This is a genomic window from Butyrivibrio sp. XPD2006 (assembly GCF_000420865.1).
Classification (GTDB): Bacteria; Bacillota; Clostridia; order Lachnospirales; family Lachnospiraceae; genus Butyrivibrio.
Genome location: NZ_ATVT01000005.1, coordinates 19,759 through 43,717, shown reverse-complemented (window position 1 = coordinate 43,717; position 23,959 = coordinate 19,759). Strand labels below are relative to the sequence as shown.

At 45.5% G+C, this 23,959-nt stretch carries 25 protein-coding genes; all 25 read right to left on the bottom strand.

From position 1 onward, the window contains the following. Positions 1 to 5: 5 nt before the first annotated feature. Positions 6 to 977, bottom strand: coding sequence for a methionine ABC transporter ATP-binding protein (locus G590_RS0107145; protein WP_022764990.1), 972 nt, complete (start codon positions 975 to 977; stop codon positions 6 to 8). Between the two features lie 167 nt (positions 978 to 1,144). Then, the gene (locus G590_RS0107140) at positions 1,145 to 2,086 is read right to left on the bottom strand and encodes a MetQ/NlpA family ABC transporter substrate-binding protein (protein WP_022764989.1); all 942 of its coding nucleotides are present in this window, start codon (positions 2,084 to 2,086) and stop codon (positions 1,145 to 1,147) included. Between the two features lie 136 nt (positions 2,087 to 2,222). Continuing rightward, positions 2,223 to 3,125: a LysR family transcriptional regulator gene (locus tag G590_RS0107135; protein ID WP_022764988.1), complete on the bottom strand. Its 903-nt coding sequence runs from the start codon at positions 3,123 to 3,125 to the stop codon at positions 2,223 to 2,225. A gap of 191 nt (positions 3,126 to 3,316) precedes the next feature. After that, the gene (locus G590_RS0107130; protein WP_022764987.1) at positions 3,317 to 3,940 is read right to left on the bottom strand and encodes a GDSL-type esterase/lipase family protein; all 624 of its coding nucleotides are present in this window, start codon (positions 3,938 to 3,940) and stop codon (positions 3,317 to 3,319) included. A 99-nt stretch (positions 3,941 to 4,039) separates the two neighbouring features. Further along, positions 4,040 to 5,188 carry a trans-sulfuration enzyme family protein gene (locus G590_RS0107125; protein ID WP_022764986.1) on the bottom strand — a complete coding sequence of 383 codons (1,149 nt, stop codon included), beginning with the start codon at positions 5,186 to 5,188 and terminating at the stop codon, positions 4,040 to 4,042. 20 nt (positions 5,189 to 5,208) lie between these two features. Further along, the gene (locus G590_RS0107120) at positions 5,209 to 6,378 is read right to left on the bottom strand and encodes a MalY/PatB family protein (RefSeq protein WP_026493998.1); all 1,170 of its coding nucleotides are present in this window, start codon (positions 6,376 to 6,378) and stop codon (positions 5,209 to 5,211) included. A gap of 103 nt (positions 6,379 to 6,481) precedes the next feature. After that, complete coding sequence (gene cysK, locus G590_RS0107115) at positions 6,482 to 7,417, bottom strand: cysteine synthase A (protein ID WP_022764984.1); 936 nt, start codon at positions 7,415 to 7,417, stop codon at positions 6,482 to 6,484. A 125-nt stretch (positions 7,418 to 7,542) separates the two neighbouring features. After that, on the bottom strand, positions 7,543 to 8,472 hold the full coding sequence (gene cysK, locus G590_RS0107110; RefSeq protein ID WP_026493997.1) for a cysteine synthase A: 930 nt from the start codon (positions 8,470 to 8,472) through the stop codon (positions 7,543 to 7,545). A gap of 19 nt (positions 8,473 to 8,491) precedes the next feature. Then, positions 8,492 to 9,622 carry a M20/M25/M40 family metallo-hydrolase gene (locus G590_RS0107105; RefSeq protein WP_022764983.1) on the bottom strand — a complete coding sequence of 377 codons (1,131 nt, stop codon included), beginning with the start codon at positions 9,620 to 9,622 and terminating at the stop codon, positions 8,492 to 8,494. A 25-nt stretch (positions 9,623 to 9,647) separates the two neighbouring features. Continuing rightward, complete coding sequence (locus G590_RS18740; protein ID WP_022764982.1) at positions 9,648 to 10,907, bottom strand: glutathione S-transferase C-terminal domain-containing protein; 1,260 nt, start codon at positions 10,905 to 10,907, stop codon at positions 9,648 to 9,650. Positions 10,908 to 10,931: 24 nt separating this feature from the next. Then, positions 10,932 to 11,690: an amino acid ABC transporter ATP-binding protein gene (locus tag G590_RS0107095; protein WP_022764981.1), complete on the bottom strand. Its 759-nt coding sequence runs from the start codon at positions 11,688 to 11,690 to the stop codon at positions 10,932 to 10,934. Then, a complete protein-coding gene (locus G590_RS0107090) occupies positions 11,687 to 12,427 on the bottom strand; it encodes an amino acid ABC transporter permease (RefSeq protein ID WP_022764980.1) in 741 nt (246 codons plus the stop codon). Before G590_RS0107090 ends, G590_RS0107095 begins: the two co-directional genes overlap by 4 nt. A 98-nt stretch (positions 12,428 to 12,525) precedes the next feature. Then, the gene (locus G590_RS18735; protein WP_022764979.1) at positions 12,526 to 13,164 is read right to left on the bottom strand and encodes a hypothetical protein; all 639 of its coding nucleotides are present in this window, start codon (positions 13,162 to 13,164) and stop codon (positions 12,526 to 12,528) included. Continuing rightward, entirely contained in the window at positions 13,161 to 13,526 is a 366-nt protein-coding gene (locus tag G590_RS18730; protein ID WP_022764978.1) for a NifB/NifX family molybdenum-iron cluster-binding protein, read from the bottom strand. The genes G590_RS18735 and G590_RS18730 overlap by 4 nt, the downstream gene beginning before the upstream one ends. Before the next feature lie 20 nt (positions 13,527 to 13,546). After that, a complete protein-coding gene (locus G590_RS0107075; RefSeq protein ID WP_022764977.1) occupies positions 13,547 to 14,878 on the bottom strand; it encodes a nitrogenase component 1 in 1,332 nt (443 codons plus the stop codon). Then, entirely contained in the window at positions 14,871 to 16,352 is a 1,482-nt protein-coding gene (locus tag G590_RS0107070) for a nitrogenase component 1 (RefSeq protein WP_022764976.1), read from the bottom strand. Before G590_RS0107070 ends, G590_RS0107075 begins: the two co-directional genes overlap by 8 nt. Before the next feature lie 24 nt (positions 16,353 to 16,376). Further along, entirely contained in the window at positions 16,377 to 17,219 is an 843-nt protein-coding gene (nifH, locus tag G590_RS0107065; RefSeq protein WP_026493996.1) for a nitrogenase iron protein, read from the bottom strand. Positions 17,220 to 17,241: 22 nt separating this feature from the next. Beyond that, complete coding sequence (locus tag G590_RS0107060) at positions 17,242 to 18,114, bottom strand: radical SAM protein (protein ID WP_022764974.1); 873 nt, start codon at positions 18,112 to 18,114, stop codon at positions 17,242 to 17,244. A gap of 27 nt (positions 18,115 to 18,141) precedes the next feature. Then, positions 18,142 to 19,047, bottom strand: coding sequence for an ABC transporter permease (locus tag G590_RS0107055; protein WP_022764973.1), 906 nt, complete (start codon positions 19,045 to 19,047; stop codon positions 18,142 to 18,144). Further along, complete coding sequence (locus G590_RS0107050; protein WP_022764972.1) at positions 19,044 to 19,844, bottom strand: ABC transporter ATP-binding protein; 801 nt, start codon at positions 19,842 to 19,844, stop codon at positions 19,044 to 19,046. Before G590_RS0107050 ends, G590_RS0107055 begins: the two co-directional genes overlap by 4 nt. Positions 19,845 to 19,864: 20 nt before the next feature. Next, positions 19,865 to 20,989, bottom strand: coding sequence for an ABC transporter substrate-binding protein (locus G590_RS0107045; RefSeq protein ID WP_022764971.1), 1,125 nt, complete (start codon positions 20,987 to 20,989; stop codon positions 19,865 to 19,867). Positions 20,990 to 21,179: 190 nt separating this feature from the next. Next, positions 21,180 to 21,347 carry a YezD family protein gene (locus tag G590_RS21015; protein WP_022764970.1) on the bottom strand — a complete coding sequence of 56 codons (168 nt, stop codon included), beginning with the start codon at positions 21,345 to 21,347 and terminating at the stop codon, positions 21,180 to 21,182. A gap of 31 nt (positions 21,348 to 21,378) precedes the next feature. Next, positions 21,379 to 21,894 carry a GNAT family N-acetyltransferase gene (locus tag G590_RS18725; RefSeq protein ID WP_022764969.1) on the bottom strand — a complete coding sequence of 172 codons (516 nt, stop codon included), beginning with the start codon at positions 21,892 to 21,894 and terminating at the stop codon, positions 21,379 to 21,381. 4 nt (positions 21,895 to 21,898) lie between these two features. Next, complete coding sequence (locus G590_RS0107030; protein ID WP_022764968.1) at positions 21,899 to 22,888, bottom strand: glutathione S-transferase family protein; 990 nt, start codon at positions 22,886 to 22,888, stop codon at positions 21,899 to 21,901. A gap of 13 nt (positions 22,889 to 22,901) precedes the next feature. Next, positions 22,902 to 23,948 (bottom strand): glutathione S-transferase family protein, encoded by a 1,047-nt coding sequence (locus G590_RS0107025; RefSeq protein WP_022764967.1) that lies wholly within the window; start codon positions 23,946 to 23,948, stop codon positions 22,902 to 22,904. Between the last annotated feature and the right edge of the window lie 11 nt (positions 23,949 to 23,959).

Genomic DNA, 23,959 nt, shown 5'->3' with positions numbered 1-23,959 from the left:
CTCTCTTATTTGATTACTTCCCAGGTTACGCCCTTGGAATCCAGGAACGCACAGGCTCTCTCAAGGTCTTTTTCCTCCATGTTGAGAACCAGGCTTCCGTAAACATCTTCCCTGAAGTCCTCAAGCTTAGCCCAGCAGATATTGAAATCCGTCTGCAGCTCCTGAGACATCTGAGTTACGATAGGCCTCTGATTGCCCTCCCCGAAGAAAAAGAGCTTTAGATTGATTCCGGTAGTAGGAAGTTTGTCTGACTCTTCGCGAAGGAAGTCTCTGATCTCCCTCTCCTTGGGCCATACGAAAAGCTGCTCGGGCTTACCTATGGCAAGCATCTGACCGTGGCTGAGGAAAGCCACTCTCTGGCATATCTGCTTAACAACTTCCATCTGATGAGTAACCACCACGATAGTGATGCCCATTTCTTTATTGATCTTCTGCAAAAGAGCTAATATTCCCTTTGTAATCTCCGGATCAAGCGCACTTGTAGCCTCATCGCAAAGAAGGATCTCCGGATCAAGAACCAGCGCTCTTGCTATGGCAACTCTCTGTTTCTGTCCTCCTGAAAGCTCACGGGGCTTGGCATGTACCTTTTCTTCAAGGCCGACAAGCCTGATGAGATTCATGATTTTCTCTTTTGCCTCTGGAGTGTTGGTAGGAATCCCCCAAAACTTCATGGGAAGAGCCACATTGTGGTATACATCCAGTCTCTCAAGAAGATTGAAGCTCTGGAATATCATGCCCATTCTCTTCTGTAAAAGACGAAGCTCGCTCTTGTTCTTGACGTTAACCAGCGTACCGTCTACCCTTATCTCTCCTCTGTCATAGGTCTCAAGTCCGTTGATGCACCTGAGCAGTGTTGACTTTCCGGCACCGGACTGACCGATTATTCCAAAGATTTCTCCGTTCTCAATATCCATGGAGACGTTCTTTAGCACCTCTGTTCTGTTGAAGGTCTTTTTAACATTTTTGATAGTTATCATTTCGTTTCGTTCCAATCTGATTTTGATAAGAGCTCTTTTGCCCTAAACATGCTTTATTGTACCACAACACGCGCAGTTACGCATTACAAGGAAAAAGACACTCTGCAAATGGGCAGTGTGTCTTTTCTCTTTGGTAGGATTATTATGTTATGGCTATGGCTAATTGTTTACTGTGCGTCAATGAAAGAGGTAATAACTGCTCCCTTATATGTATCGTCGATGTACTTCTGAACCTTATCAGACTGAAGAGCCTTGATAAGAGCCTGTGTCTTCTCTGAAGACTCGTTGCCCTCTTTAACAACAAGGAAGTTTGTTCTCTTTACTGTTGTCTCATCATCAAAAGTCTCGATATCAAGTGCAGGATACTCCGCGGGAAGACCTGCCTCAAGTGCGTAGTTTCCGTTGATTGTTGCTGCATCAAGATCAGGAAGTGAAAGTGGAAGGTTTGCTGCCTCAAGAGGTGTGATCACATATCCGTGAGGGTTAGCATCCTTATCCTTGGTGAGTGTATCCTCTGTGTAGCTTGGATCTGTTCCGAAGTCTCCCTTTGAAACAAGAAGTCCCTTCTGAACAAGAAGGTCAAGTCCTCTTGCGCCGTTATCAGGGTCGTTAGGAATACCGATTGTTGCGCCATCAGGAATCTCTGAAAGGGCTTTGTACTTCTGAGAGTAGATACCCATTGGCTCGATGTGAATGCCGGCTACTGCTGTAAGATGAAGGCCTGCATCTGAGTTCTGCTGGTTCATGTAACCAAGAGTCTGGAAGTAGTTAGCATCAAGCTCTCCCTGCTCAAGTGAAGTGTTAGGAAGCACGTAATCTGAGAAAACTACTGTCTCGAGTTCCCATCCGTCCTCTGCAAGAACCTCTTTTACGATGTTATCAAGGATCTCTGCGTGAGGTACAGGTGTTGCACCAACTGTGATCTTCTTGTCACCTGAATCTGTTGCAGCAGGTGCTTCTGCCTCTGCGGGAGCTTCTGCCTGAGCCTCAGGAGCTGCTTCTGTAGTGTTGTCTGTAGTCTGAGCAGGTGCTGTATCACCGCAACCTGTAAGGGCTCCAAGAGCCAGTGTTGTTGCAAGTACAAGGCTTGCCAATACTTTCTTTTTCATAATTTTCCCTCCTCGTTCCGCCCGGTTGAGCGGTTCATGTCTTGTTTTCTTTGATTTACTATAATATACCCCTCTGATTGCACCCTTGCAATATCGAGGGAATTATAGACGCCGATAAATAAAGCTTATAGGGTGATCAGATTTCTTTATGCCTCTCAAGCTTCTCCACAAAGGTTCTGCCCATTTCACTGAGCTCCTGGCCTTTTCTGGTGATGTAGCCAAAGGTCAGCATCTCATCTTCCTTGAGCTTGATAACATGGATATCGGATGACGTCTTGCCCTCACCGAGCATTGCTGCGCCGACAGCGTATCCGTCAAGTCCGAGCATAAGCTCGATGGATGTGGCTCTTTCATTGGTAGAGATCACTTTCTTGTAGTCATATGTTGCCAGGGCTTCTTCTCTATAGTAAAAAGAGGTGTTGTCTCCCTGATCAAATACCATGCAGGGGTAATCCTGAAGATCATCAAGCGAAAGCTCTTTTGCATCAGCCAGAGGATGATCCTTGCTGAGGTATACGTATGTGTCGCGGGAAAAGAGCTCATGGAACTCCAACGCCGCATCCACAAATATCTTCTTAAATGTCGCCTTGTTAAAGTCGCTGAGAGCAATTACGCCCACTTCGCTCTTTAAGGTCTTAACATCTTCTATTACTTCACTTGTCTGTGTTTCACGGATTGAAAACTGATACTCGGGAAGATCAAACTCTTTTACCGTATCTATAAAAGCATCTACAGCTATGGTGTAATGCTGCATGGATACTGAGAATGTAGGTCTCTCATTCTTGGAATTAAGGTACCTGTCCTCAACCTTTTCAAACTGTTCCACAGCATTTCTTGCATAAGCAATAAAAGAAGCACCGGCAGCTGTTGTCACCACGCCGTTGTGGACTCTTTCAAATATCTGAATGCCAAGCTCACTCTCAAGGTCCCTTACCGCACTTGAAAGACCCGGCTGTGAAACATAGAGCCTGTCTGCAGCCTTTCTCATCGAGCATTCTTCGTCAATGGCAATAACATATTTCAGCTGAAGTATAGTCATGTTAAAACTCCTTACATGAAATATTTTTGAACATGATAGCACACTCTGTGTCTTTAAATCAATAAAGTATAAAAAACATATTATAAAACTACTGTATTATGAGGGAAAACATATGAAGAAAAAGGTCTTTGAGAAGCAGAGAAATAAAAAAGAGTCAGTGGGGACGTTTCAGTTTTGATCCCCACTGACTCTTATGCTATTTTCATTTCCTGCATCTTCTCAACAATTGCTTCCGCTAGCCTTTTGTGCCCCTCTTCATCGAGGTGTTCCTCATCAATGCTGCTTGCAGTTGAATAATCCGATGCTGCAAGGAACTTAAATCCTCTGTCCTTGGCAACCTGTCTATAAAACTTCTGAAGGTCCTTGCTGGTCTCAACCGAACGGCTGTCAAATTCGGGATCCTTATCCTCTCTCCAGACTTCTTCTCCAAGGTGAATAGGCGATACAACAAGAATCTTGTCTGCAGAAACATAGCTGCTAATCTCGTTAAGGCACTGCTCAAGCCCTTTTGCTATGGTATAGGCGTTGGCGTTAAACAGTGATTTGCAGTCGTTGGTGCCAAGCATTATGATAGCTGCATCTATCGGATATGTGCTTTCAAGAACCATGGGAAGTGCATCCACTGCCTTTCTTAAAGGACGAAGCTCATCCTCAAATACTGTTGTCCTTCCGCACAATCCCTCTTCTATCACTCTTGCATCTGAGAGTTTTTCCTGAACCAGGCTTGTCCATCTGACTCCCCAGGGAAATCTTTCTTTAGTTCCGGGAACCAGTCCCCATGTATTTGAATCGCCAAAAGCAAGTATGTTTTTCATAATAGACCTCTTTTTAAGTGCATGTTTATCTTACAAATTAATTATGCACGAGGTCTTCTCCGGCGTAAAATACACATCGGTTATAGCCTGTTATAAGAATCACTTAAATGATGCGAAAGTCTGCTCCAGATCTGCGATCAGGTCGTCTGCGTTCTCAATTCCCACGGAAAGACGAAGGAGCCTGTCGGTTATACCGTTCTTTTTAAGAAGGTCCTTTGGCACATCCGCGTGGGTCTGAGTAATCGGATAGGTTACAAGAGTCTCGGTTCCGCCAAGGCTCTCTGCAAAATAAATAAGCTTAAGGCTCCTCAAAATGTGCTCCACAAGCTCTTTTGACTCAACTTCGAAACTGAGCATTGCTCCATAGCCTCTGGCCTGTTTCGAAGAAATCTTGTAGCCGGGATGCTCGGGAAGTCCCGGATAGATGACCTTGGTCACGTACTTGCTACTCTTTAAATACTCAGCGATTTTGAAAGCATTCTCCTGAGCACGGTCAAGCCTTACCGACAATGTCCTGATTCCCCTCAGGATCAGCCAGCTGTCAAAGGGTGCAAGGCCTGCGCCTGTGGTCTTGTAGATATAGCGAAGGCGCTCATCGATCTCCTTATCCTTAACAACCACAAAGCCTCCGATGGTGTCGTGATGTCCGCCCAGGAATTTGGTGCCTGAGTGAATGACAATGTCAGCGCCCAGATCCAGCGGATTCTGGAAGTACGGTGAAAGGAAAGTATTGTCCACGATCAGAAGTGCATCTCTCCTGTGAGCCTCTACCGCCAGTTCCGCGATGTCCGTCACGTTCATCATTGGATTGGTGGGCGTCTCAAGATATACTGCCTTCGTATTATTCTGGAAAAGAGATCTGTAGTCCCCATTACTTAAGTTTCCTGTAGTGAAGGTCAGACCGTTCTTTTTACTGATCTCGTTAAAGAGCCTTATGCTGCCGCCGTAGAGATCCGAATCAACGATGAAATGATCCTCCGGTTTAAAAAGCTCCATAACAGCCGCAACTGCAGCCATTCCGCTGGCAAAAGCCATGGCATCAATGCCGTGCTCTAGCTGAGCAACTACATATTCAAGTTGCTGCCTTGTCGGATTCTGCATCCTTGTGTAATCAAAGCCGGTGCTCTCGCCAAGCCCCCTGTGAGCGAAAGTTGCCGACTGATATATGGGGAAGCTCAGGGCTCCCCACTGATCTGCAATCGACTTGTCATTAAGTTGACAGATTGTCTCTATGCTGTAATTCTCCATTTATGTCTCCTCCCATCAACTCAAAGCGCTTCTTTAAGCTGTTCCAATGCCTGCTTTAGTATTGACCTCGGACACGCAATATTGATTCTCTCAAAGAGGTTTGTTTCTCTTCCGAATATGATTCCCGGATCAAGCCAGAGCTTTGCTTTATTTACAATAATATCCTCTAATTTCTTGTGATTGTCCACTACTTTCGAGAAATCAAGCCATATAAGATAAGTTCCCTCAGGCTCAATCAGCTCAACCTGCGGAAGATTTTCCTTAAGATAGTCTCTCACGTAATCAAGATTTCCCTTAAGGTACTCCAAAAGCTCATCCAGCCACTGCTCACCCTTTGTGTAGACAGACATACAGGCAACCATTCCAAGAACGTTAGGCTGTGAATAGCCGGCAGCTTCGTTTTCTCTGTCAAAAGACCTGTGCATTTCCTTATCGGGAATGATAATATTTGCAACCTGTAGTCCCGCAAGGTTGAAGGTCTTGCTGGGCGAAGTGCCGAGAACCAGCCTCTTTCGCAGCTCAGGTGCAAGGCTCATGAAGGATGTGTGCTTAAATCCCGGATATACAAAGTCCGAATGGATCTCATCTGCAAACACATAAACTCCGTGCCTGTCGCAGATCTCTGCAAGCCTTGTCAGTTCTTCCTCAGTCCATACTCTTCCCACCGGATTATGTGGGCTGCACAAAAGGAAAAGCTTTACATTATTTTCAATTATCTTTTTCTCAAAATCCTCAAAATCTATCTCATAATGCCCATCTTTGTAGACGAGCTGATTGTTTACGACTTTTCTTTTGTTGAGAGCTATAGTCTCAGAGAAAGGATAGTACACCGGCTGCTGGATGATAACAGCATCGCCGGGCTCGGTAAACGCCCTTATGGCAATTGCAATTGCATAGACTACTCCTGGGGTTACAGTTATATCTCCCCCGTCAAAGGTAAAACCATGCCTTCTCTCATACCACTCTTTTACGATATTTCTATATTTATCTCCCGGATCGGTGTAGCCGAAAACTCCGTGCTGCACTCTGTCCGTAATGTCTTTTATCACTTCTTCCGGGAGCCTGAAATCCATGTCAGCAACCCAAAGCGGAAGCAGGTCATCCCTGCCTTTTCGCTGCATACCGAAATCCCACTTGATACAATCGGTATTTCTTCTGTCAATAATCTTGTCAAAATTGTATTTACCCATAGCCACCATATCCTGTTTTTATTTATGATAATTGCTCCACAGCGAATGAGCCGTGGAGCAACCTTTAAATATGTTATGAAAAAGAAACTATTATGAGCCTTTATCAGTCTGCGAAGAGAGGTGTTGAAAGATATCTGTCACCTGAGTCAGGAAGAAGTACTACGATTTTCTTGCCCTTGTTCTCTTCTCTTGCAGCCACGATGGTTGCTGCCTTAAGTGCAGCACCTGATGAAATACCAACCAGAATTCCTTCTGAAACCGCAAATCTCTTGCCCTCTGCAAAAGCATCCTCGTTCTCGATTGCGATTACTTCGTCATAAATCTCGGTGTTGAGTGTGTCAGGTACGAAACCTGCGCCGATACCCTGGATCTTGTGAGGTCCTGCTGTTCCCTTTGAAAGAACAGGGCTTGTTGCAGGCTCAACAGCAATGATCTTAACATCAGGATTCAACTCCTTTAAGAACTCGCCTACACCTGTAACTGTTCCGCCTGTACCAACACCTGCGATAAAAATGTCAACCTGGCCGTCTGTCTGCTTCCAGATCTCAGGACCTGTTGTAGTTCTGTGAATAGCTGGGTTTGCAGGGTTTACAAACTGTCCGAGGATGATAGCTCCGGGAATCTCGTTTGCAAGCTCCTCTGCCTTGGCAATGGCGCCCTTCATGCCCTTTGCGCCTTCAGTGAGAACGATCTCTGCGCCGTATGCCTTGAGAAGATTTCTTCTCTCAACACTCATTGTCTCAGGAAGTGTAAGGATTGTTCTGTATCCCTTGGCTGCTGCAACTGCTGCAAGTCCGATTCCTGTGTTTCCGCTGGTAGGCTCGATGATCGTTGCGCCTTCCTTGAGCTTTCCGCTCTTTTCAGCATCCTCTATCATCGCAAGTGCAACTCTGTCCTTAACGGATCCTGCCGGATTTAAGTACTCCAGTTTCGCAATAATCGTCGCACCTGTCACCCCTGCATTCTTGCTGTAGTTGTTAATCTGAAGAAGTGGTGTTCCCCCAATAAGCTCTAATGCGCTCTGCTTTATATCTGCCATGATGATTTCCTCCAATCAATTATGTTCGTTTGTTTTGATATATTGATACTATCACGCCAAAAGACCTTTGAAAATTAAAGAAAGCTTATAGGCGGGTATATGGTTTACTTATTGCTCCGCAGATATCAGTCGTAAAGATCGCTTGAAAGGTATCTGTCACCGTTGTCGGGAATAATGGTAACAATGTTCTTGCCCTTGTTTTCGGGTCTCTTTGCCACCTGGACAGCTGCCCAGAGAGCCGCGCCTGCTGAGATACCAACCGAGAATCCCTCAAGCTGCGGGATGAGCCTTGCATATTCATAGGCATCTTCATCAGTTACGTCAATAACCTCATTAAAGAGCTCTACCTTGGTCACAGGAGGTGTTGCACCGCCGCCTATTCCCTGGATCTTGTGAGGTCCGGGCTCACCGCCGTTTAACACAGCGCTTCCCTTAGGCTCAACTGCAATGATCTCAACATCAGGATTCTTTTCACGAAGGTAATCGCCTGCTCCGGAAATTGTTCCGCCTGTTCCCGATGCAGCCAGGAAAATATCAACTTTGCCATCCAGATCCTCCCAGATCTCGGGACCTGTTGTCTTATAATGTGCCCCGGGATTTGCAGGGTTTCCGCCCTGTCCCATGATAACTCCGCCGGGGGTCTTCTCTAATATCTCAGCTGCCTTTGCGCCGGCTCCTGCCATGTTAAGCTTGGAGTCAGTCAGAACAACCTCTGCGCCAAAACTCTTAAGGGTAAGAAGGCGCTCTTTTGACAGATTGTCAGGCATGCAGATGATGCACTTGTATCCCTTGGCCGCAGCCACAGCTGCAATACCTATTCCTGTATTTCCGCTGGTTCCTTCAATAATGGTTCCGCCGGGTTTAAGTCTTCCGTCCTTTTCCGCCTCCTCAACCATGTTGAGCGCCGGACGAGCCTTAACACTTGATGTAGGATTGAAGAACTCGAGCTTTGCATAAATGTGAGCTACCGTATTCTCCTTCGCCTCCAGCTTGTGAAGCTGCACAATAGGTGTGCGTCCAACCAGTTCAAGAATGCTGTCGTATGTCTTTCCCATTTTCATATCCTCCTTTAAATCAGCCCGTCATTATGTTTTTAATGAGCTGTGTTGTTTTTACAAGTTCTTCTACTGTTGTATATTCGTTAACTGTGTGGATCTCATGCATTGCATTGTAGATGCAAAGTCCGTCTATCCCGTTTCTCATAAGCACGTTGTTGTCACTGCCTCCGAAGGATTTCTTGGGAAAAGACTTTTCTCCGAGCTTCTCAAGAGCTCTGTTATAAATTTCCAGTGTACTTCCCGTTTCACTTTCGTTGGTCCTGTATGCCTTGAGTCTTATGTCATAAAAAAACTCTGCAGTGGCACCTATTGCAGAAGCCTCTTCCTCAAAGACCTTCACCACATTTTCATAGGCAGCCACTGCATCTTCGTGGATGGCGCTTCTGATCTCACCCTTTATCACAACCTTGGCGGATACAGCATTGCTGACGGTTCCTCCCTCGATGGTTCCGAAATTGAGTGACGTGTGATCGTTGACCCAGCCCTGCTTGATCCTACTGATAGCAGATGCAGAAGCAGCTATGGCGTTGATACCATTTTCCGGTTCAAACCCCGCATGAGCCGATTTGCCGTTTACGGTGATTTCAAAGTAGACAAGGCTCGGTTCTCCCGATGCGTATGCGCCAAAGCTTCCGCTGCAGTCGGGAACAATTGCCTTTTTTGCCTTGATCCCCGAGTAGTCAAAAGCTGATGCTCCCACGGTATAGGTCTCTTCCGCAGGTGTAAACAGCAGCTCTATGGGAGCGTGATCTTCTCCCTCTTCAAGGACCTGCCTGTAGCCTTCATAAATAACAGTAAGGGCAGCTCTGTCGTCTGCCCCAAGTACTGTTGTTCTGTCACTGGTTATGGTTCCGTCCTCGTGGACGATTATCTTTTTGCCTATTCCGGGAGATACCGTATCCATGTGAGCACAAAACAGGATCGGTTCCGCATCCTTAAGTTTTCCCGTTCCGGGAATAAAGCCGTAAAGATTGCCCGTATCACCGCCGATCTTTTCACCTGCGCTATCCTCATCAAGTGTCACATCAAGCTCTTTCCATATTTTTACAAGATGATCGGCAACTTTTCTCTCCCCGTAGCTGATGCCGTCAATCTCCGCAAGCTTTATGAATGAATCCACGATTCTGTCTGTGATCTCTTTTCCCATGGTTGTTCTCCCGGTGCTGTAGTGATTATTCGTTCTTTAAAAGACCTTTAAGAGGATTGATGCTTGCATCAACTCTGAGCGGACTGTTCTTAGGATCTGAAGGATCTCTGTCATCATGTGACTCAAAGTTCCAGTGTGAAACAGAAATCTCACTCTGGTAGTCCTCTACTGTCTCTCCCTTAGGGTGACGAAGGTAGATGTCACCGTTTGGATCCGATGAAAGTGCTGCTCTGCTGCCGTCGTCAGCCCAGAGCTTATCGTAATCGATCTGGCTTGAAATCCTTACGTTATAATCAGCAAAGAGAGCATCTCTGTCTCCGCCTCTTCCAAGTACAAGGTCATGTACGAAGGTAGCATTCTTGAATGCAGGAATGTTGTAAAGCTCCTTCATATAAGCATAGATGTTAGGATAATCCGCAATTCTGTGCTTAGTAGGTCCTACGTTTCTGAAGTAGCTTGTATCCCATCTCACGATAGTTACAAAGAATCTAATGTCGGAATCTGTGATGTAATCACCGAAGAGGAATCTGTTCTCGGAAAGTCTCTTTTCCAGCTTATCCAAAGAATCGTAGAAGTCATCAAAGGCCTCGTCATAAGCCTCAACAGACTGGCAGAAAGCCATTCTGTAATGTCCGTTGTTTACGTGAGGGAAGAGCCAGTCATTGAACTCGTCGATGACATCCCTGTACTTAACAGGATAGAGATCAGGTGCATCCTCAGGCTGAAGTGCTCTGAAGTTAACCTCGAGGTAGTTGGTCATTCTGTGGTAGTCGTTGTTGACTGCCTTCTTCTCCTTGATGTCTACGATGGTAGGTGTTGTTGCTCTGCCCTTGAAATCAGGGTTTGCTCTCTGATAAAACTCTGAAAGGAAGTATGCTCCGGTCCTGGGATCCTTGAATCCTTCCTGATCTCCGAAACCGTGTCCGTATCTGTTTGACTCACCGCTGTGAGAAGTTCTGATATCGTAGATGACATCTGTAAGTCCGAGAATATCCCTTACGATAACGGGTCTGTTTGACCAGTTGCAGCCCTTCATCCAGTAGATCTGATATCTTCCGGCCTCGGGCTTCCACTCACCTTCGCCCTCGCCTGCCTTTGCAATGAAAGCGTTGGGCTGTCTTACAAATGCGCCCCTCTCATCGATCTCATTCTTAACTTCGCTGGGTCTTGGCGGAACCCCCACCTCTTCTGCGAACTTTGCTGCAAGTTCATCTGTGTATCCGTCTACAGGTGCTCCTGCCTGGGTCTTTTTTCTGTGTTCCTCTAAGCTGCATGCATTTCCCATTTTTCTCTCCTCCTGATCTTATGATCAAATAATATAATCCGGTTGATTCATTAAATTCATCTTTGCAAAGAAGTCTTTTGTCCTCTGATTCTTGGGATGCTCAAAGACTTCTGTCGGTGTTCCGTCTTCCACGATATGTCCCTTGTCAAGGAAGATAACTCTGTTTGACACATTCCTTACAAAGCTCATCTCATGGGATACCAGGAGCATCGTATAGCCCTTACCTGCGATCTCTTTTATTACATCCAGAACTTCCCCAACAAGTTCAGGATCAAGAGCTGATGTGGGCTCGTCCAGAAGAAGGAGTCTCGGCTTCATGGCAAGTGCCCTTGCAATGGCAACTCTCTGCTGCTGTCCGCCGGACATGTGCTTTGGATAGTGGTTTGCCCAGGCTGTCATTCCAACCTTTGCAAGCTCCTCCAGCGCTATCTTTTTCGCCTCTTCCTTGGACATTTTCTTTACTACGATAAGACCTTCCATTACGTTTTCCAGAGCTGTCTTTTTCTCAAAGAGATTGAATCTCTGGAAGACCATTCCTGTGTTCTGTCTTATCTCGTTTATATCCTTCTTGTTCTTTTTGGACAGGTCAATTGTCTTTTCCCCAAGGCTTATTGTTCCCTTCTCCGGGATCTCCAGCTGGTCGATGCACCGTAGCAGTGTCGATTTACCTGTTCCCGAAGGTCCGATAATTCCTATTACGTCACCCTCGTTGATGTTTAAGGAAACATCTTCAAGGACTACATTGTCGTGATATCTTTTTGAAAGTCCCTCTATCTGTATCATGCCTTTACCTCATCTTCCGGAATGTAGTTTGCCACCTGATCAGGTATGGCAATCTTCTTCTCTGCTGCCTTCAGTAACTGTTCAATGATGATCGTGATCACCCAGTAGATGATGGCAAGGGATACATACACTTCGAAGTATCTGTATGTTCTTCCGCCGAGGATCTTACCCTGAGCTGTCATCTCAACCACTGCACATGTGAAGGCAAGTGATGTTCCTTTTATTACTGAGATAAAAGAATTTCCGAGGGATGGGAGTGCAACCGTGATGGCCTCGGGAAGTATTATCCTTCGAAGTGCCTGAAGGTAAGTCATTCCCAGTGCGCTTGCTGCCTCGATCTGTCCCTCTCCCACAGACAAAAGAGCTGCTCTGATGAACTCTGCATTGTATGCGGACTGGTTGATGCCAAGCGCTATTACCGCATATACAAAGCCCGATACCTCTGCCACTTTGATGTCCGTTCCGTTCTTGGCATTGAACCATTTAAAGAACATCGGGATTCCAAAGTATGCGATGTAGAGCTGCACCAGTATCGGTGTTCCTCTGATCAGTGATATAAAGAATGTTGCGATATGCTTAAGAACAGGAATCTCGCGGATCTTGATGATTGCAAGGATCAGTCCGAGGATGATTCCGATAAGCATTGAGATCACTGACAGTTCCAATGTAGTTGGCAGGTACCTTAGAAGATCCGGTATTTGAGTAAATACCAATTTGAAATCAAATAGATTAGCCATGTTTTTCATCTCCGTCATCATTTTTGTTATTTGCAATTATCAACTACAATGACTGAGATGTAAAAGACACTATACTTATAGGACGTTATAAGTTTTACTTAAACTACCGTTTTTATTCCATAGACAGAATCAGCAAAATCAGCTTCCAGATGCCCTGTTTTATCGAACTTCAGGGTATTATCGTCTGCATGCATCCTGAGCCTGAAAAAATTGTAGGGATACACAACTCCCCTGTCAGGGATGTTGAGTTTTGTTCCAATCATGGGCTCGACACTTCTTATCTCGCCCGATTCGTAAAACTCAATTCCCAGATCAGTTATGATATCCCCGTAGAGAGTGTGAACAGTCATTCTCTCTTTTGACCATATGGTGATGCTGCAGATTTTACCGCTCTCATAGAAGTGGATGCAGAGGGGTTTTACGCTGACCTTCTCGCCCTGGACCGTGAAGGTCATGGGCTTTGCCAGCTCATACTCCTGCTCCTCGGTCCAAAAGCCGGAGAGCTGACCATACAGTGGAAAGACTCTTTTTATATTTCCACTCTCGTAAAAGGTCACCAACTCAGCCGGCATATCTCCTACAGGAGTGTGAACCTTAGTCTGCTCCTGCAGATAAACACTGTAGAGAGCTCCGCTCTTGTAGTACTCGACAGAGGGTCTGTTTTTCTGTCTTCCGTCCGTGATTTCATAAAACGGAACAAGCTTTCCAACTGAAGTTTCAACTGTAGTTCTCCTCATATCACAACATTTCTCCGATAGCGCTGTCTGAACTTATGTATCTTGGGAACTGCCCTTGATATGGGCATCATTACATCAAGAAGGGCAATGCCATATCTTCTCAGAGCCTCCTCTGCGTGGGGACCACTTCTTGCACAGAGGACAAAATCGACATCCTTAAGACTTTCTGCAATTTCATTCATAAGGCTTCCGGCGCAGGCATGGCACTCTCCGCCGCCGCAGGCAGGTCTTACCTGTCTGTCCTCAATTTCCTCGTAGTTTCCGAAATCATCAACTTCGAGGATCAAAAATGATGATGCATGGCCAAAATGTGTATCTATGATTTCCCCATCACTTGTAGCTACTGCGATATAATATGACATTACTGCTTCCTCCTGAGTATTTATCCAATAAATGCAACCTGTGGATTGGTCGCGATCTCTGCATAGTAATCAGAGAAAAGAGCTACTCCGCCCTCGTATCCAAAATAGTTCTTGGAACCGATAAGTGTCTGACCATATGGTGCGCAAACCGGCACAAACGCCGATCCTATTGATCTTGCTGTGAGCAGATCCCAGTTGGATCCGAATACCACAGATCTGTCTTCATGTTCTTTCTTAAGATCATCCGCTGCAAGGCCTCCATCTTCTGTGAAGATTACCTCATAGTCCTTATCTTCAAGTTCCACATCGTAAAGAGATTTTCTTACATCTTCCTGTCTCTCTTTCGGAACATTATCGGTAATATAAATCCTGAGCGGCACCGAGCCTACATCATTAACCATGAATCTGGTTACAGAGACTGCTGCTGCAGCGCTTCCGATAAAGTAGAAGTCCTTTGGTATATATTTGCAGGCATAGACAAAAGCCTGATGTCTGCTGATGTAGTAATAGTATCTGTCCTCGGACTTCTTGATATAGCTCTCCGCCTTTACCTGATCAAGGCCTGCATACTCCACAAGGGTTCTTATGAACTTGGTGGTCTCTGTCGGTCCGATCGGTACGTTGTCAAACTGAAGGAAAGGAGTCTTGAACTTCTGCTCTAAGAGCTTTGCAATATCAAGGTCGATCCAGGGTGATAAAACAAGGTTAAATCCTGCTGAAGGGATCTTTTTAACATTCTCTATACCGTGGCCGTGACCATAGATGATATTGGGTTCAAGCCCTATAGCCTTAAGCAGCTCTTCAAGCCTCTCCAGAGTTCCCTGCCAGAAGGTGTCGTAGAAAGGCACAATACCAAACACGTTGACCTGAAGCGGATTCACTTCTCCAGTGGGCTCCAGATACTGGTTAACAATAGACTTAAGGATCTGACTGTGTCCAAAGAGATTGTTTCCCACAAATCCGGGGAGCTTTGCACTAATAACGGGAATCCTGCTGCCTTCAAAGCTCTCAGCGACCTCCTCGATATCATCCCCCACTATCTCGGCTGTACAGCCATCCACGGCGATGATAAGCTTCGCATCATAGTACTCAATTGACTTTTCAATAACTGTCCTAAGGTGCTCGCCACCGCCGAATACAACGTCGGTGTTACAGAAGTCGGTACAGGGAACAACCGATTCCTCAAAGGGAACAGGCGCCTGTCCTCCGTTTACCCTTCCCAGGATATCCGATGCCTGAGCAAGGCATCCGGGACCCGTATGTGTGACGGGCAATACCCCGTCTATTGCAAGTGCTGTATATATTCCTCCCAGGGCACAGGCAACTCTTGATTGTTCAATACACTCAGCCATTTTGAGCCTCCTTCAAAAAACTAAACGGTTCGGAATTAAGGTATGCCTCTGTAAAAGGTAGTCTGAATCTGGCTCCAAATTTTCTTTCAAAATTGGTGTTTGCCAGTGTCTTAATCACCAGCTCACCAAACTCTACAAGTCCTCTGTATCCGACCATCGGAAGTCCGATCTTAACTTCCAGCGCTGTAATTCCGTTTCTTACAGCCCAGGCACTTGCCTTATGAGCTCTGGATATTACGATATCGGGCTTGTTGTGCTTTAAGGTGATCATGGTCTCCATGTTCTGACCGTCATTTACGCTGGTCGGCACGTCCTGCTCAAGCTCGTAAACGTCGGTAGCTGCTGCAACCTTGTCGGGAGACTCATTGTCCAGATGTGGATCGTAGTGATAAGCAACGGTATGGATGACCTCCATGCCAAGCTCCTTACACATCCTTGTGTACTCATAAGCAAAGCTTGCACCAAGGGCTATGAACACTTTCTTTCCGGCGAGCTTTTTCTTAACCTTCGCAAGCCTGAAAGCATAAGCTTCCTTCTCTTCCTTGATGATCTCTTCTGCAATATCCTCTTTTCCGAAATAAGCACCGAACTCTCTGAGGAACCTCTCAACACCGATTCCGCCATAGGGAAGATGAGACTGAAAATACTTAACTCCGAATCTCTGCTCAAGTGCTCCGCAGAGGTAACTTGACTGAGCTCCGCACTGTCCGAAAACAGCCTTGGACTCGGATGCTCTTGCAAAATCATCGAGATTTGAACCACCTGTGAGGAAGAGCATCTTAAAGCCGAAGCGCTCAAACATCCACTCAATGTGGTCACGTCCCTTAGGATAAAAACCTACGTATGTAACCTGATCCTTCTTTTCTTTGGGTTCTTTTAAAAGAGCTTTTGAAACCGAATGACAGTATGCGTCAAAGCCTGAAGCCCATATCTTTGAGTTGATTCCTTCACTTGATGCATAACCGATTGGCACTCCCAGCTCCTCAGACATCTCTTCGGCTATTGAGTATGCGTCCTCTCCTATAATCGCCGATACGCAGCTGGCCACAACATACATGTGCTTTGGGTGATGTCTGTCATAGGCGAATTGTATGGTATTCCTGAGTTTCTCTGAAGCTCCGAACACAGTATCCTGTTCTCTGATATTAGTTGAAAATATTTTAAGATTACTGTTCTGATCCGCATTTTTACTCTCATAAAACTTGTTGTTAAGTGATCTGTTGTAACCAATAAGACCTGCACTGCAGCCTACCGGTGAGTGATCGATTATTACCGCTCCTTCAAGGCCTGCCAACTGATCAAGGCAGTGAGAATGACTACAGCTGCAGCCTGTTGAAAAGTCTCTTTTACAGTTCTTAAGACACCCCTGACATCCCTGGGTTGCCATTTCCTTTAGAGAGCCGTGATAACCTGTTATGGAGCCAAGTCGTGTCTCTCTGCTCTCAGATGTTTGTAAATTAAGATTTACAGCCATTATTGCCTCCTGTCTGTTTCTGCATCAGATGCGATAGTCATCTTTCAAATTATCCATAAGACCATACTCGGTAAGGATCTCTTCAAGTCTCTCCTGAGTCATTGGCTTAGGTATTACCAGCATCTCGTTCTTTTCAATAGCTTCTGCAAGATTTCTGTACTGCTGAGCCTGTCCGTGCTTTGGATTGTACTGGATAACGGTCTGCTTGTTGATCTCTGCTCTCTGCACCTCATTATCTCTTGGTACGAAATAGATGAGCTGGCTTCCGAGCTCTTTTGCAAACGCACGAAGAAGCTCCTCTTCACGGTCTACGTTTCTGCTGTTACAGATGATACCGCCAAGTCTTACTCCTCCCTTAAGGGCGTATTTGCGGATACCTTTACAGATGTTGTTGGCCGCATAGAGAGCCATCATTTCTCCTGATGCAACGATATAGATTTCCTGAGCTTTGCCTTCTCTGATAGGCATTGCGAATCCGCCGCACACAACGTCTCCCAAAACGTCGTAGAATACAAAGTCGAGATCTTCGGTGTAAGCTCCCATTGTCTCAAGTGTTCCGATTGATGTGATGATACCTCTTCCGGCACATCCTACACCGGGCTCAGGTCCGCCTGACTCAACACATCTTATGTTTCCGAATCCGTTCTTGATGATCTGGTCAAGGTCGCTGATATTTCCTTCCTCCCTGATGGTGTCCAGAACAGTCTTCTGTGCCAGTCCTCCAAGTAAAAGTCTTGTGGAATCTGCCTTGGGATCACATCCTACAACCATAAGATTTTTTCCCAATTCGGTAAGGCCTGCTGCCAGGTTCTGTGTTGTTGTGGACTTTCCGATTCCACCCTTACCATAAATAGCTATCTGTCTCATTTTTTCAATCTCCTCCAATTTATTATCCATGTGAAAATGTTGATTTCACATTTAATCTGCTCTGATATACCAGTTTGCTGTATTCCGAAATTCCCGGAACACCTACCGCATCGGCTCTGCAATGAGCACAGTGCTTAAAGACTCTTATGTATTCCTCCGCCTCACTCTGAGCTTTTTCCAGCTCTTCCTTTGTAGGCTTTCTGAGGTCCTTAAGCTTTGCCTGCGGAATCAGTGGAATGATGTTGTAAAGGATTGCTCCCGCTTCGCTTACTGTCTTTGCTATTGTCTTTATATGTTTATCGTTGATTCCCGGAACAAGGACGGTATTGATCTTTACCGTCACACCGGCATCGGCAACTTTTTTGATACCTTTAAGCTGATTCTCAATCAATATTTCTGCCGCTTTTATTCCGATGTATTTCTGTCCGTGATAATAGATGTAGTCGTTAAGCTGCATCTCGATCTTGGGATCAACCGCATTTACCGTGACTGTCAGGGTATCTATCCCCGTCTCGATAAGCTCATCCGCCTTGTCATACAGCAGCAGTCCGTTGGTGCTCATACACTTTAAAAGCTCGGGATGAGTTTCATCTATTCTCCTGAAAGTCTCAAATGCATAATCCGTTGCCAGTGTATCTCCGGGTCCTGCTATACCTGCAACCTTGATATTAGGGACCAGTTCCAATGCCTTGTCTATGAAATCCCCTGCCTCCTGAGGCGTGATCACTGTTGAAGATACGCCGGGGCGCTGTTCCACATCATTTATCTTTCGGTCGCAGAACTTGCAGGCTATGTTGCATCCCGGACTTACCGGAAGATGTATTCTTCCTGCGTTAAACCGACACCCGCCGAAGCAGGGATGATTTTTTGAAAGCTCCTCGTAACTTGCTGCCATTATTTCCTCTATCCTTTTTCTGTTTCTTTATGCTGTGGTCCACTTCATTGTGTGGCCTTCAAATATCTTTATCAGACTGTTGATCGCCGTAACTACAACAGCTATTAAAATGATTCCCGCAAAAACTCTTTCGTAATCGGCAAAGCTTGACCACTTTCTTACGTAATAACCCAGCCCAGTGTTAGAGCCTATGGTCTCTGCCATGGTCAGTATCATGAACGCTGCGGAAATCCTGATTCTTAAACTCGTGATGACAGGTATTGCACAATCCGGTAAAAGAACTTTAAATATCATGTCAAAGGATGAAAGATTTAAGGATTTTGCACTGTCTATCAGTCTCTTATCCACTGCTGCAACATTTCCTATCATGTTCATCAGCGTCGGGAAAAATATTCCAAGGAAGATCGTTATTATTGACGCCGATTTGAAATCAGGTGCAACAGCTACAACGTAGGGTGCGTATACAAGCGCCGGTATGGCTGCGATCACGTTTATGATCGGGGTCAGTGACTGTCTTGCTCTTAAGTTCCATCCAATCAGAAGCCCAAGGAACACTCCGAAAAACATTCCAAGGCCGACTCCTGCGAAGATCAGGCCGATTGAATGGAAAAAGCCCTGGACCATCTTGTCGTAGTCCTGAGTGAAGATTGCAAACACATTTTCCGGCGGTGGAAATACCGTGTAGTGAAGACTCTTTATAAACTTGGCTTCAACATCCCACAAAAGTGCAATTCCAAAGATGATGGCGTACATGTCATCGGGATGTCCGTCCTCTTTTTGAGAAATTCTGCTTCTTAAGTGCGCCAGTTCAAAAAATGTGAGCACAATGATGTATGCGATTGGCGACTGCATTTCGTAATCGGGTTTGATAAAAGAGATTGCCACTGCCACTACGTATAAAAGATTTGGAAGGTTAAAGATAATACCCATCATATGTAAGCTCCTTCCTCTGCGATCTCATCCCTGACTCTCTCGTAGAACAGACCGATGAGTTCTCTTCTCAGGCTCTGGTATTCAGGGCTTGAAGTAAGTTCATCTCTTTTTCTGTCTTTTCCGAAACCTGTCTGAATGTCTCTTCGTATTTTCTTTGGCTGCATGAATATGATTCTGTCTGCAAGATAAAGCGCTTCATCAACATCATGAGTAATGAACACGACTGTTCTCTTCTTTTCTTCGTTTCTGCAAAGATCAAGCAAAAGATCCTGAAGCTCTGTTCTGGTCTTGGTATCTACAGCTCCGAAGGGCTCATCCATGAGAAGGATGTCCGGATTCATCGCAAGACTTCTTGCGATGGCTACTCTTTGCTGCTGTCCTCCGGAGAGCTGTCTGGGATATTTGTTCTCATATCCTTCCAGACCTACTTTATGCAGATAATCTGTAGCGATCCTGTCCAGATCTTTTTTAGGCATCTTTGGATATACCTGCTTGATTCCGAAAATTACATTTCTCTCGGCCGTAAGCCAGGCAAACAATGAGTAATGCTGGAATACCATGCATCTGTCCTTGCCCGGCCCGTCGACATTTTTATCGCCAATCAGGATCTGACCTGCCAAAGGTTTTTGCAAACCTTCCATCAAGGTGATCAGGGTGCTTTTTCCACACCCTGACTGACCTATGATGCAAACAAATTCTCCGTCCTGAATCCTCAGGCTAACATTATCAAGAGCCAGATATTTCTTGTTTTCGTATTCATATTCAAATGACACATTTTTTACATCAATATCAGGCATACAAACCTCCTGAAGAATAATTAGTAATTTGAGTTGTTTTTGTAAAAGAGATCGAGGATTTCCTGATACGCTTTGTCATCCGGATACTCCTCAATAAGCTCTTTTGCTGCCTCTTCAAAGAGAGAAATATCAAAGTGGTCCTTAAGGTTAACACCCTCTGCAGGACTAAAGAAGCCTGCGTCGATCTGAGCGTTGTAGAGCTCTTCAACCTTGTTATACAAAGGATCCGGGCTTACAGGGTTTTTGTACTGAGCAAATGCTCCGGTTGCTACAGGGTTTGGAGTTGCGATGTAGTGTTCAACATACTCGTAGTCCTGATCGATGTAATCTGAAACAGCTTTTACAACCTTTGGTGTATCGTCTCTGTAATCTCTCAGTGCCCTGATCTGGGCTCTTATAATCTTTTTAAATGTATCCCGGTGTTCTTTGAAGTAAGTTCCGTTTGCTGTCTGTCTGCAGCATACATAGTTTCCAAGAACCTCTGCCAGCTGGAATGCCTCAACCAGTCCTGATTTCTGACCTACAATAAGTCTTTCCTCTGTAAGGAATCCTGCATCAACGCTTCCTTTCTTCAGAGCCTCAAGAACCTGCTCTTCGCTGGAAATCTCAACCCAGTTGATATCGTCAGGGTTCACACCGTTGTCTTTTAAAAGCTTAAGAATAAGCGGATGAGTTGTGCTTGTTGACTGGAATGCAATGTTCTTTCCAACCCAGTTCTGATAATCTCTAAAGTCTACATCCTCGTTGCCCTTCCCCTTGACCATCGAGGATCCTTCTGTTGCTGTTCCTGCAAATATCACCAGATCATTTCCCTGTGCTATCTGTGAAAGAGACGGTGTAACAGCATAAGGCCAAACTTCAAGCTTGCCTGTTCCCAGTGCTGCAATTCCCTGTGCACTGTCATCTAGAGGAATGAATTCAACATCAAGTCCCTCTTCTGCGTAGTAGCCAAGCTCATTCGCAGCTACAACCAACGCCGGTCTCACTGCTCCAGTCGTAACCAGTCCGATTCGAACTTTCTCCACCGTATCTGTTTTTTTTACACCTGCAACTTCAGCTTTTGATCCGCCGCAGGCTACTGTTGCGCCGACAAGTGCAACTGTGCCGAGTACTGCAATAATCCTTTTCAAATTCCTGATATTCATTTTTTTCACGTCTCCTCTCTGCCAAGAAAAAAACCGGAGGTAAAAGCAATTTGTTCTTTTGCTTTTACCTCCGGTTGTCCGGTCAGTAATCATACTTATTTGATTGATCTACGTAAATCCTTGTTAGGTATCATTATACATATCTCAGGTCTTTTGCCTATTATGAAACACTTATATCGAGCGATAACGATTATTTATATCTCGTCTTCTGGCTTGTCTCAACCTGGATTATCTTGCCGTCCTGAACTGTGATATTCACATTGCCGTAGTTCAGATCAGCTATTTTCTGCTTTATATCCTGCCAGATTTCCCCATCACGGTTTCCGGATTCCTGTCTTGTTGTGTCTTCGTTTGCCATAGTATCTCCTCCCGTCTGTCAAAAAACAAAGTCATGAAACGTATTTTTCAACAAGAACACATGAGAATCCCAGATCATTCTTCTTGGGCGTATAGTCCTTTGGAATCTGATCTTCGCTATCAACAACTATTTCTTCGTATGCTCTGGGGTTCACCTTCGGAACAAGCTTGTATCCCAGCTTCTCATAGAATCCCTGCGCTCTGTCCTGACTGTTTATAACAATCTTGGATACGTCAAACTCATGTATCCACTCCTCTGCCTCATCAATGAGCTTACTTCCCACGCCGTTTTTCTGGTACTGCCTGATGACGCAGACCCTTCCGATCTTGCCTACTCCGTCAAAGGGAAAAGTAATCTTGCACCCTGCAACCGGCTTGTTATCATCTATAAGTACAACTGCTTTGTAATCATCATCAATAGGCTCATCGTGTGAATACTCCACGCTGATGGGAATATTCTGTCCGAAAACAAATGCATCTGTCCTTGCATAATCATAGGCCTCAAAAAGCCATTTTGGTGAATCTTTTGTTACTCTGAACGCTTCCATGCTCTCAACCCTTCTTTCTGTATTTGTTATTTGGATCTTTACTTAACTTCTCTCTGCCGTGCGGCTCTTTCCAGATCGAGAGATCCGGGCCTGCCGGAAGGATGTTCAGCGGATTGGTCTCAAGGCAGCACAGGTGATAGTGCTTCTTGATCGCATCAAAATCTGTGTTTCCGCCAAAGGCCTTCTCCTCATAAAGATCTCTTGCATATCCCCAAAGATTCGGATAGTCCTTGAGCATCTTCTTGTTTACTCTAAAGCCGTTAAAGTATGCCACATCAAATCTTGCAAGTGTGACATAGAGTCTTACGTCTGACTCTGTTATATAGTCGCCAAAGAGAAATCTCCTGTCGGAAAGTCTCTCCTCAAGCTTATCGAAGGCGTTGAACACAAGATGGAACGCATCCTCGTAGGCCTCCTGGCTCTTGGCGAAACCGGCCTTGTAAACACCGTTGTTCACGTCGTGGAAGATAAAGGCATTGAGCTCATCTATCTCATCCCGCAGTTCTTCAGGGTAAAGGTCAGGTGCTCCTTCCTTGTGGAACTTCTCCCATTTTGTTTCAAAGTAAAGCGTAAGATTGAAGTAATCGTTGTTTACGACTTTTCCTGTTGTAAGGTCAACCAGTGCAGGAACAGTAAACCTTCCGTCATAATCAGGGTCAGCTTTTTTATACGCTTCGCTAAGAAGCTTTATTCCCAGCACAGGATCTTTGTCATCCTCGTCCAGAGTAAAAGACCAGTCTGACCACGGTACGTCGGGTCTTATGGGATCAAGAGTTCCTACAGAGATTACATCTTCAAGCCCCAAAAGCTCTCTTACAATGATGGATCTGTTGGCCCAGGGACATACCGGAGCCCACAACAGTCTGTATCTGTTTGCTTCTACGGGCAGTTCGCCGGGGCCCTCGCCAAAAGGTGTTGTGAACCTGTTGGGCTGCCTTTCAAATTTCCCGTTCTGCTGTACTTCTTTATTGGTTACGTGATCTACTACTGCCACTTTTTTATCCCCCTCAAATCACCAGTTTTCCGAATTTCTCTGCTCTGTTATTTGGCTCTTCCCACGCACTGTTATCAGGTCCGAGCGGAAGTATTTCGTTCGGATTCTTGTTTGCACCAAGGAGGTATCCTCTCTTTATCGCATCAAAATCCGTTGCATTTTTAAATGCCGGGATAGAATAGAGTTCCTTGGAATAATTCCAGAGATTCTCATAATCCCTGATACGCTTCTTATTGAGTCTGAATCCAAAATAGTATGCTGTATCAAAACGGGCCAGGGTCACATAAAGTCTTATGTCGGAGTCTGTGAGTCTGTCTCCGAAGAGGAATCTGTTGTCCTTAAGGTGCTCCTCCAGCCAGTCCAGTCTGTCAAAGACAAGTTTGTAGTTGAGCTCATACTGCTCCTGAGTTCTCGCAAAACCGGCCTTATATACACCGTTGTTGATCTCGTTAAAGATTATCTCATTGAGAGCATCAATACCTGTTCTGAGTTCCTGCGGATAAAGATCGGGTGCTCCATCTTTCCAGAACGGCTTCCATACTGTCTCCCAGTAATTGGTCAGTTTGTGATAGTCGTTGTTGACAACCTTTCTGGTCTTTAGGTCAACTATTGTAGGAACTGTTGCTCTTCCCTGATATTCAGGATCTGTCTCAGCGTAGATCTCGGGGAGGTAGCGGATTCCAAGTACCGGATCCACTCCGCCTTCATCCAGTGAAAACTCCCATCCCTTGGGGGTTCTGATCGGTGCCACCTTGCCTACACTGATAATATCTTCCGTGATACCAAGAAGGCCGAAAGCGATGACCTGTCTTGTAGCCCAGGGACAAAGAGGTGTCCAGATAAGCCTGTATCTTCCCTTCTCTACAGGGAGCTGTCCCTCCTCATTTCCAAACGGGGTGTCAAACCTGTTCTTCTGTCTGACAAAAGCTCCGTTCTCGGCGATCTCGCCCTTAAGTTCAGATGAGGCAACATTGCCAAATCCCGAATTATTCCTGCTCTGCTGTTCTATCTTTTGTCTGTGTGCTGCAAGTGAGCATGCAGCTGCTTCTAATTCCGGCATGGTTCTCCTCC

Excerpts from the sequence above, each read along its gene's own strand:
- G590_RS0107145 (WP_022764990.1), bottom strand. The coding sequence starts at position 977 with ATGATAACTATCAAAAATGTTAAAAAGACCTTCAACAGAACAGAGGTG.
- G590_RS0107140 (WP_022764989.1), bottom strand. The coding sequence starts at position 2,086 with ATGAAAAAGAAAGTATTGGCAAGCCTTGTACTTGCAACAACACTGGCT.
- G590_RS0107135 (WP_022764988.1), bottom strand. The coding sequence starts at position 3,125 with ATGACTATACTTCAGCTGAAATATGTTATTGCCATTGACGAAGAATGC.
- G590_RS0107130 (WP_022764987.1), bottom strand. The coding sequence starts at position 3,940 with ATGAAAAACATACTTGCTTTTGGCGATTCAAATACATGGGGACTGGTT.
- G590_RS0107125 (WP_022764986.1), bottom strand. The coding sequence starts at position 5,188 with ATGGAGAATTACAGCATAGAGACAATCTGTCAACTTAATGACAAGTCG.
- G590_RS0107120 (WP_026493998.1), bottom strand. The coding sequence starts at position 6,378 with ATGGGTAAATACAATTTTGACAAGATTATTGACAGAAGAAATACCGAT.
- cysK (WP_022764984.1), bottom strand. The coding sequence starts at position 7,417 with ATGGCAGATATAAAGCAGAGCGCATTAGAGCTTATTGGGGGAACACCA.
- cysK (WP_026493997.1), bottom strand. The coding sequence starts at position 8,472 with ATGGGAAAGACATACGACAGCATTCTTGAACTGGTTGGACGCACACCT.
- G590_RS0107105 (WP_022764983.1), bottom strand. The coding sequence starts at position 9,622 with ATGGGAAAAGAGATCACAGACAGAATCGTGGATTCATTCATAAAGCTT.
- G590_RS18740 (WP_022764982.1), bottom strand. The coding sequence starts at position 10,907 with ATGGGAAATGCATGCAGCTTAGAGGAACACAGAAAAAAGACCCAGGCA.
- G590_RS0107095 (WP_022764981.1), bottom strand. The coding sequence starts at position 11,690 with ATGATACAGATAGAGGGACTTTCAAAAAGATATCACGACAATGTAGTC.
- G590_RS0107090 (WP_022764980.1), bottom strand. The coding sequence starts at position 12,427 with ATGGCTAATCTATTTGATTTCAAATTGGTATTTACTCAAATACCGGAT.
- G590_RS18735 (WP_022764979.1), bottom strand. The coding sequence starts at position 13,164 with ATGAGGAGAACTACAGTTGAAACTTCAGTTGGAAAGCTTGTTCCGTTT.
- G590_RS18730 (WP_022764978.1), bottom strand. The coding sequence starts at position 13,526 with ATGTCATATTATATCGCAGTAGCTACAAGTGATGGGGAAATCATAGAT.
- G590_RS0107075 (WP_022764977.1), bottom strand. The coding sequence starts at position 14,878 with ATGGCTGAGTGTATTGAACAATCAAGAGTTGCCTGTGCCCTGGGAGGA.
- G590_RS0107070 (WP_022764976.1), bottom strand. The coding sequence starts at position 16,352 with ATGGCTGTAAATCTTAATTTACAAACATCTGAGAGCAGAGAGACACGA.
- nifH (WP_026493996.1), bottom strand. The coding sequence starts at position 17,219 with ATGAGACAGATAGCTATTTATGGTAAGGGTGGAATCGGAAAGTCCACA.
- G590_RS0107060 (WP_022764974.1), bottom strand. The coding sequence starts at position 18,114 with ATGGCAGCAAGTTACGAGGAGCTTTCAAAAAATCATCCCTGCTTCGGC.
- G590_RS0107055 (WP_022764973.1), bottom strand. The coding sequence starts at position 19,047 with ATGATGGGTATTATCTTTAACCTTCCAAATCTTTTATACGTAGTGGCA.
- G590_RS0107050 (WP_022764972.1), bottom strand. The coding sequence starts at position 19,844 with ATGCCTGATATTGATGTAAAAAATGTGTCATTTGAATATGAATACGAA.
- G590_RS0107045 (WP_022764971.1), bottom strand. The coding sequence starts at position 20,989 with ATGAATATCAGGAATTTGAAAAGGATTATTGCAGTACTCGGCACAGTT.
- G590_RS21015 (WP_022764970.1), bottom strand. The coding sequence starts at position 21,347 with ATGGCAAACGAAGACACAACAAGACAGGAATCCGGAAACCGTGATGGG.
- G590_RS18725 (WP_022764969.1), bottom strand. The coding sequence starts at position 21,894 with ATGGAAGCGTTCAGAGTAACAAAAGATTCACCAAAATGGCTTTTTGAG.
- G590_RS0107025 (WP_022764967.1), bottom strand. The coding sequence starts at position 23,948 with ATGCCGGAATTAGAAGCAGCTGCATGCTCACTTGCAGCACACAGACAA.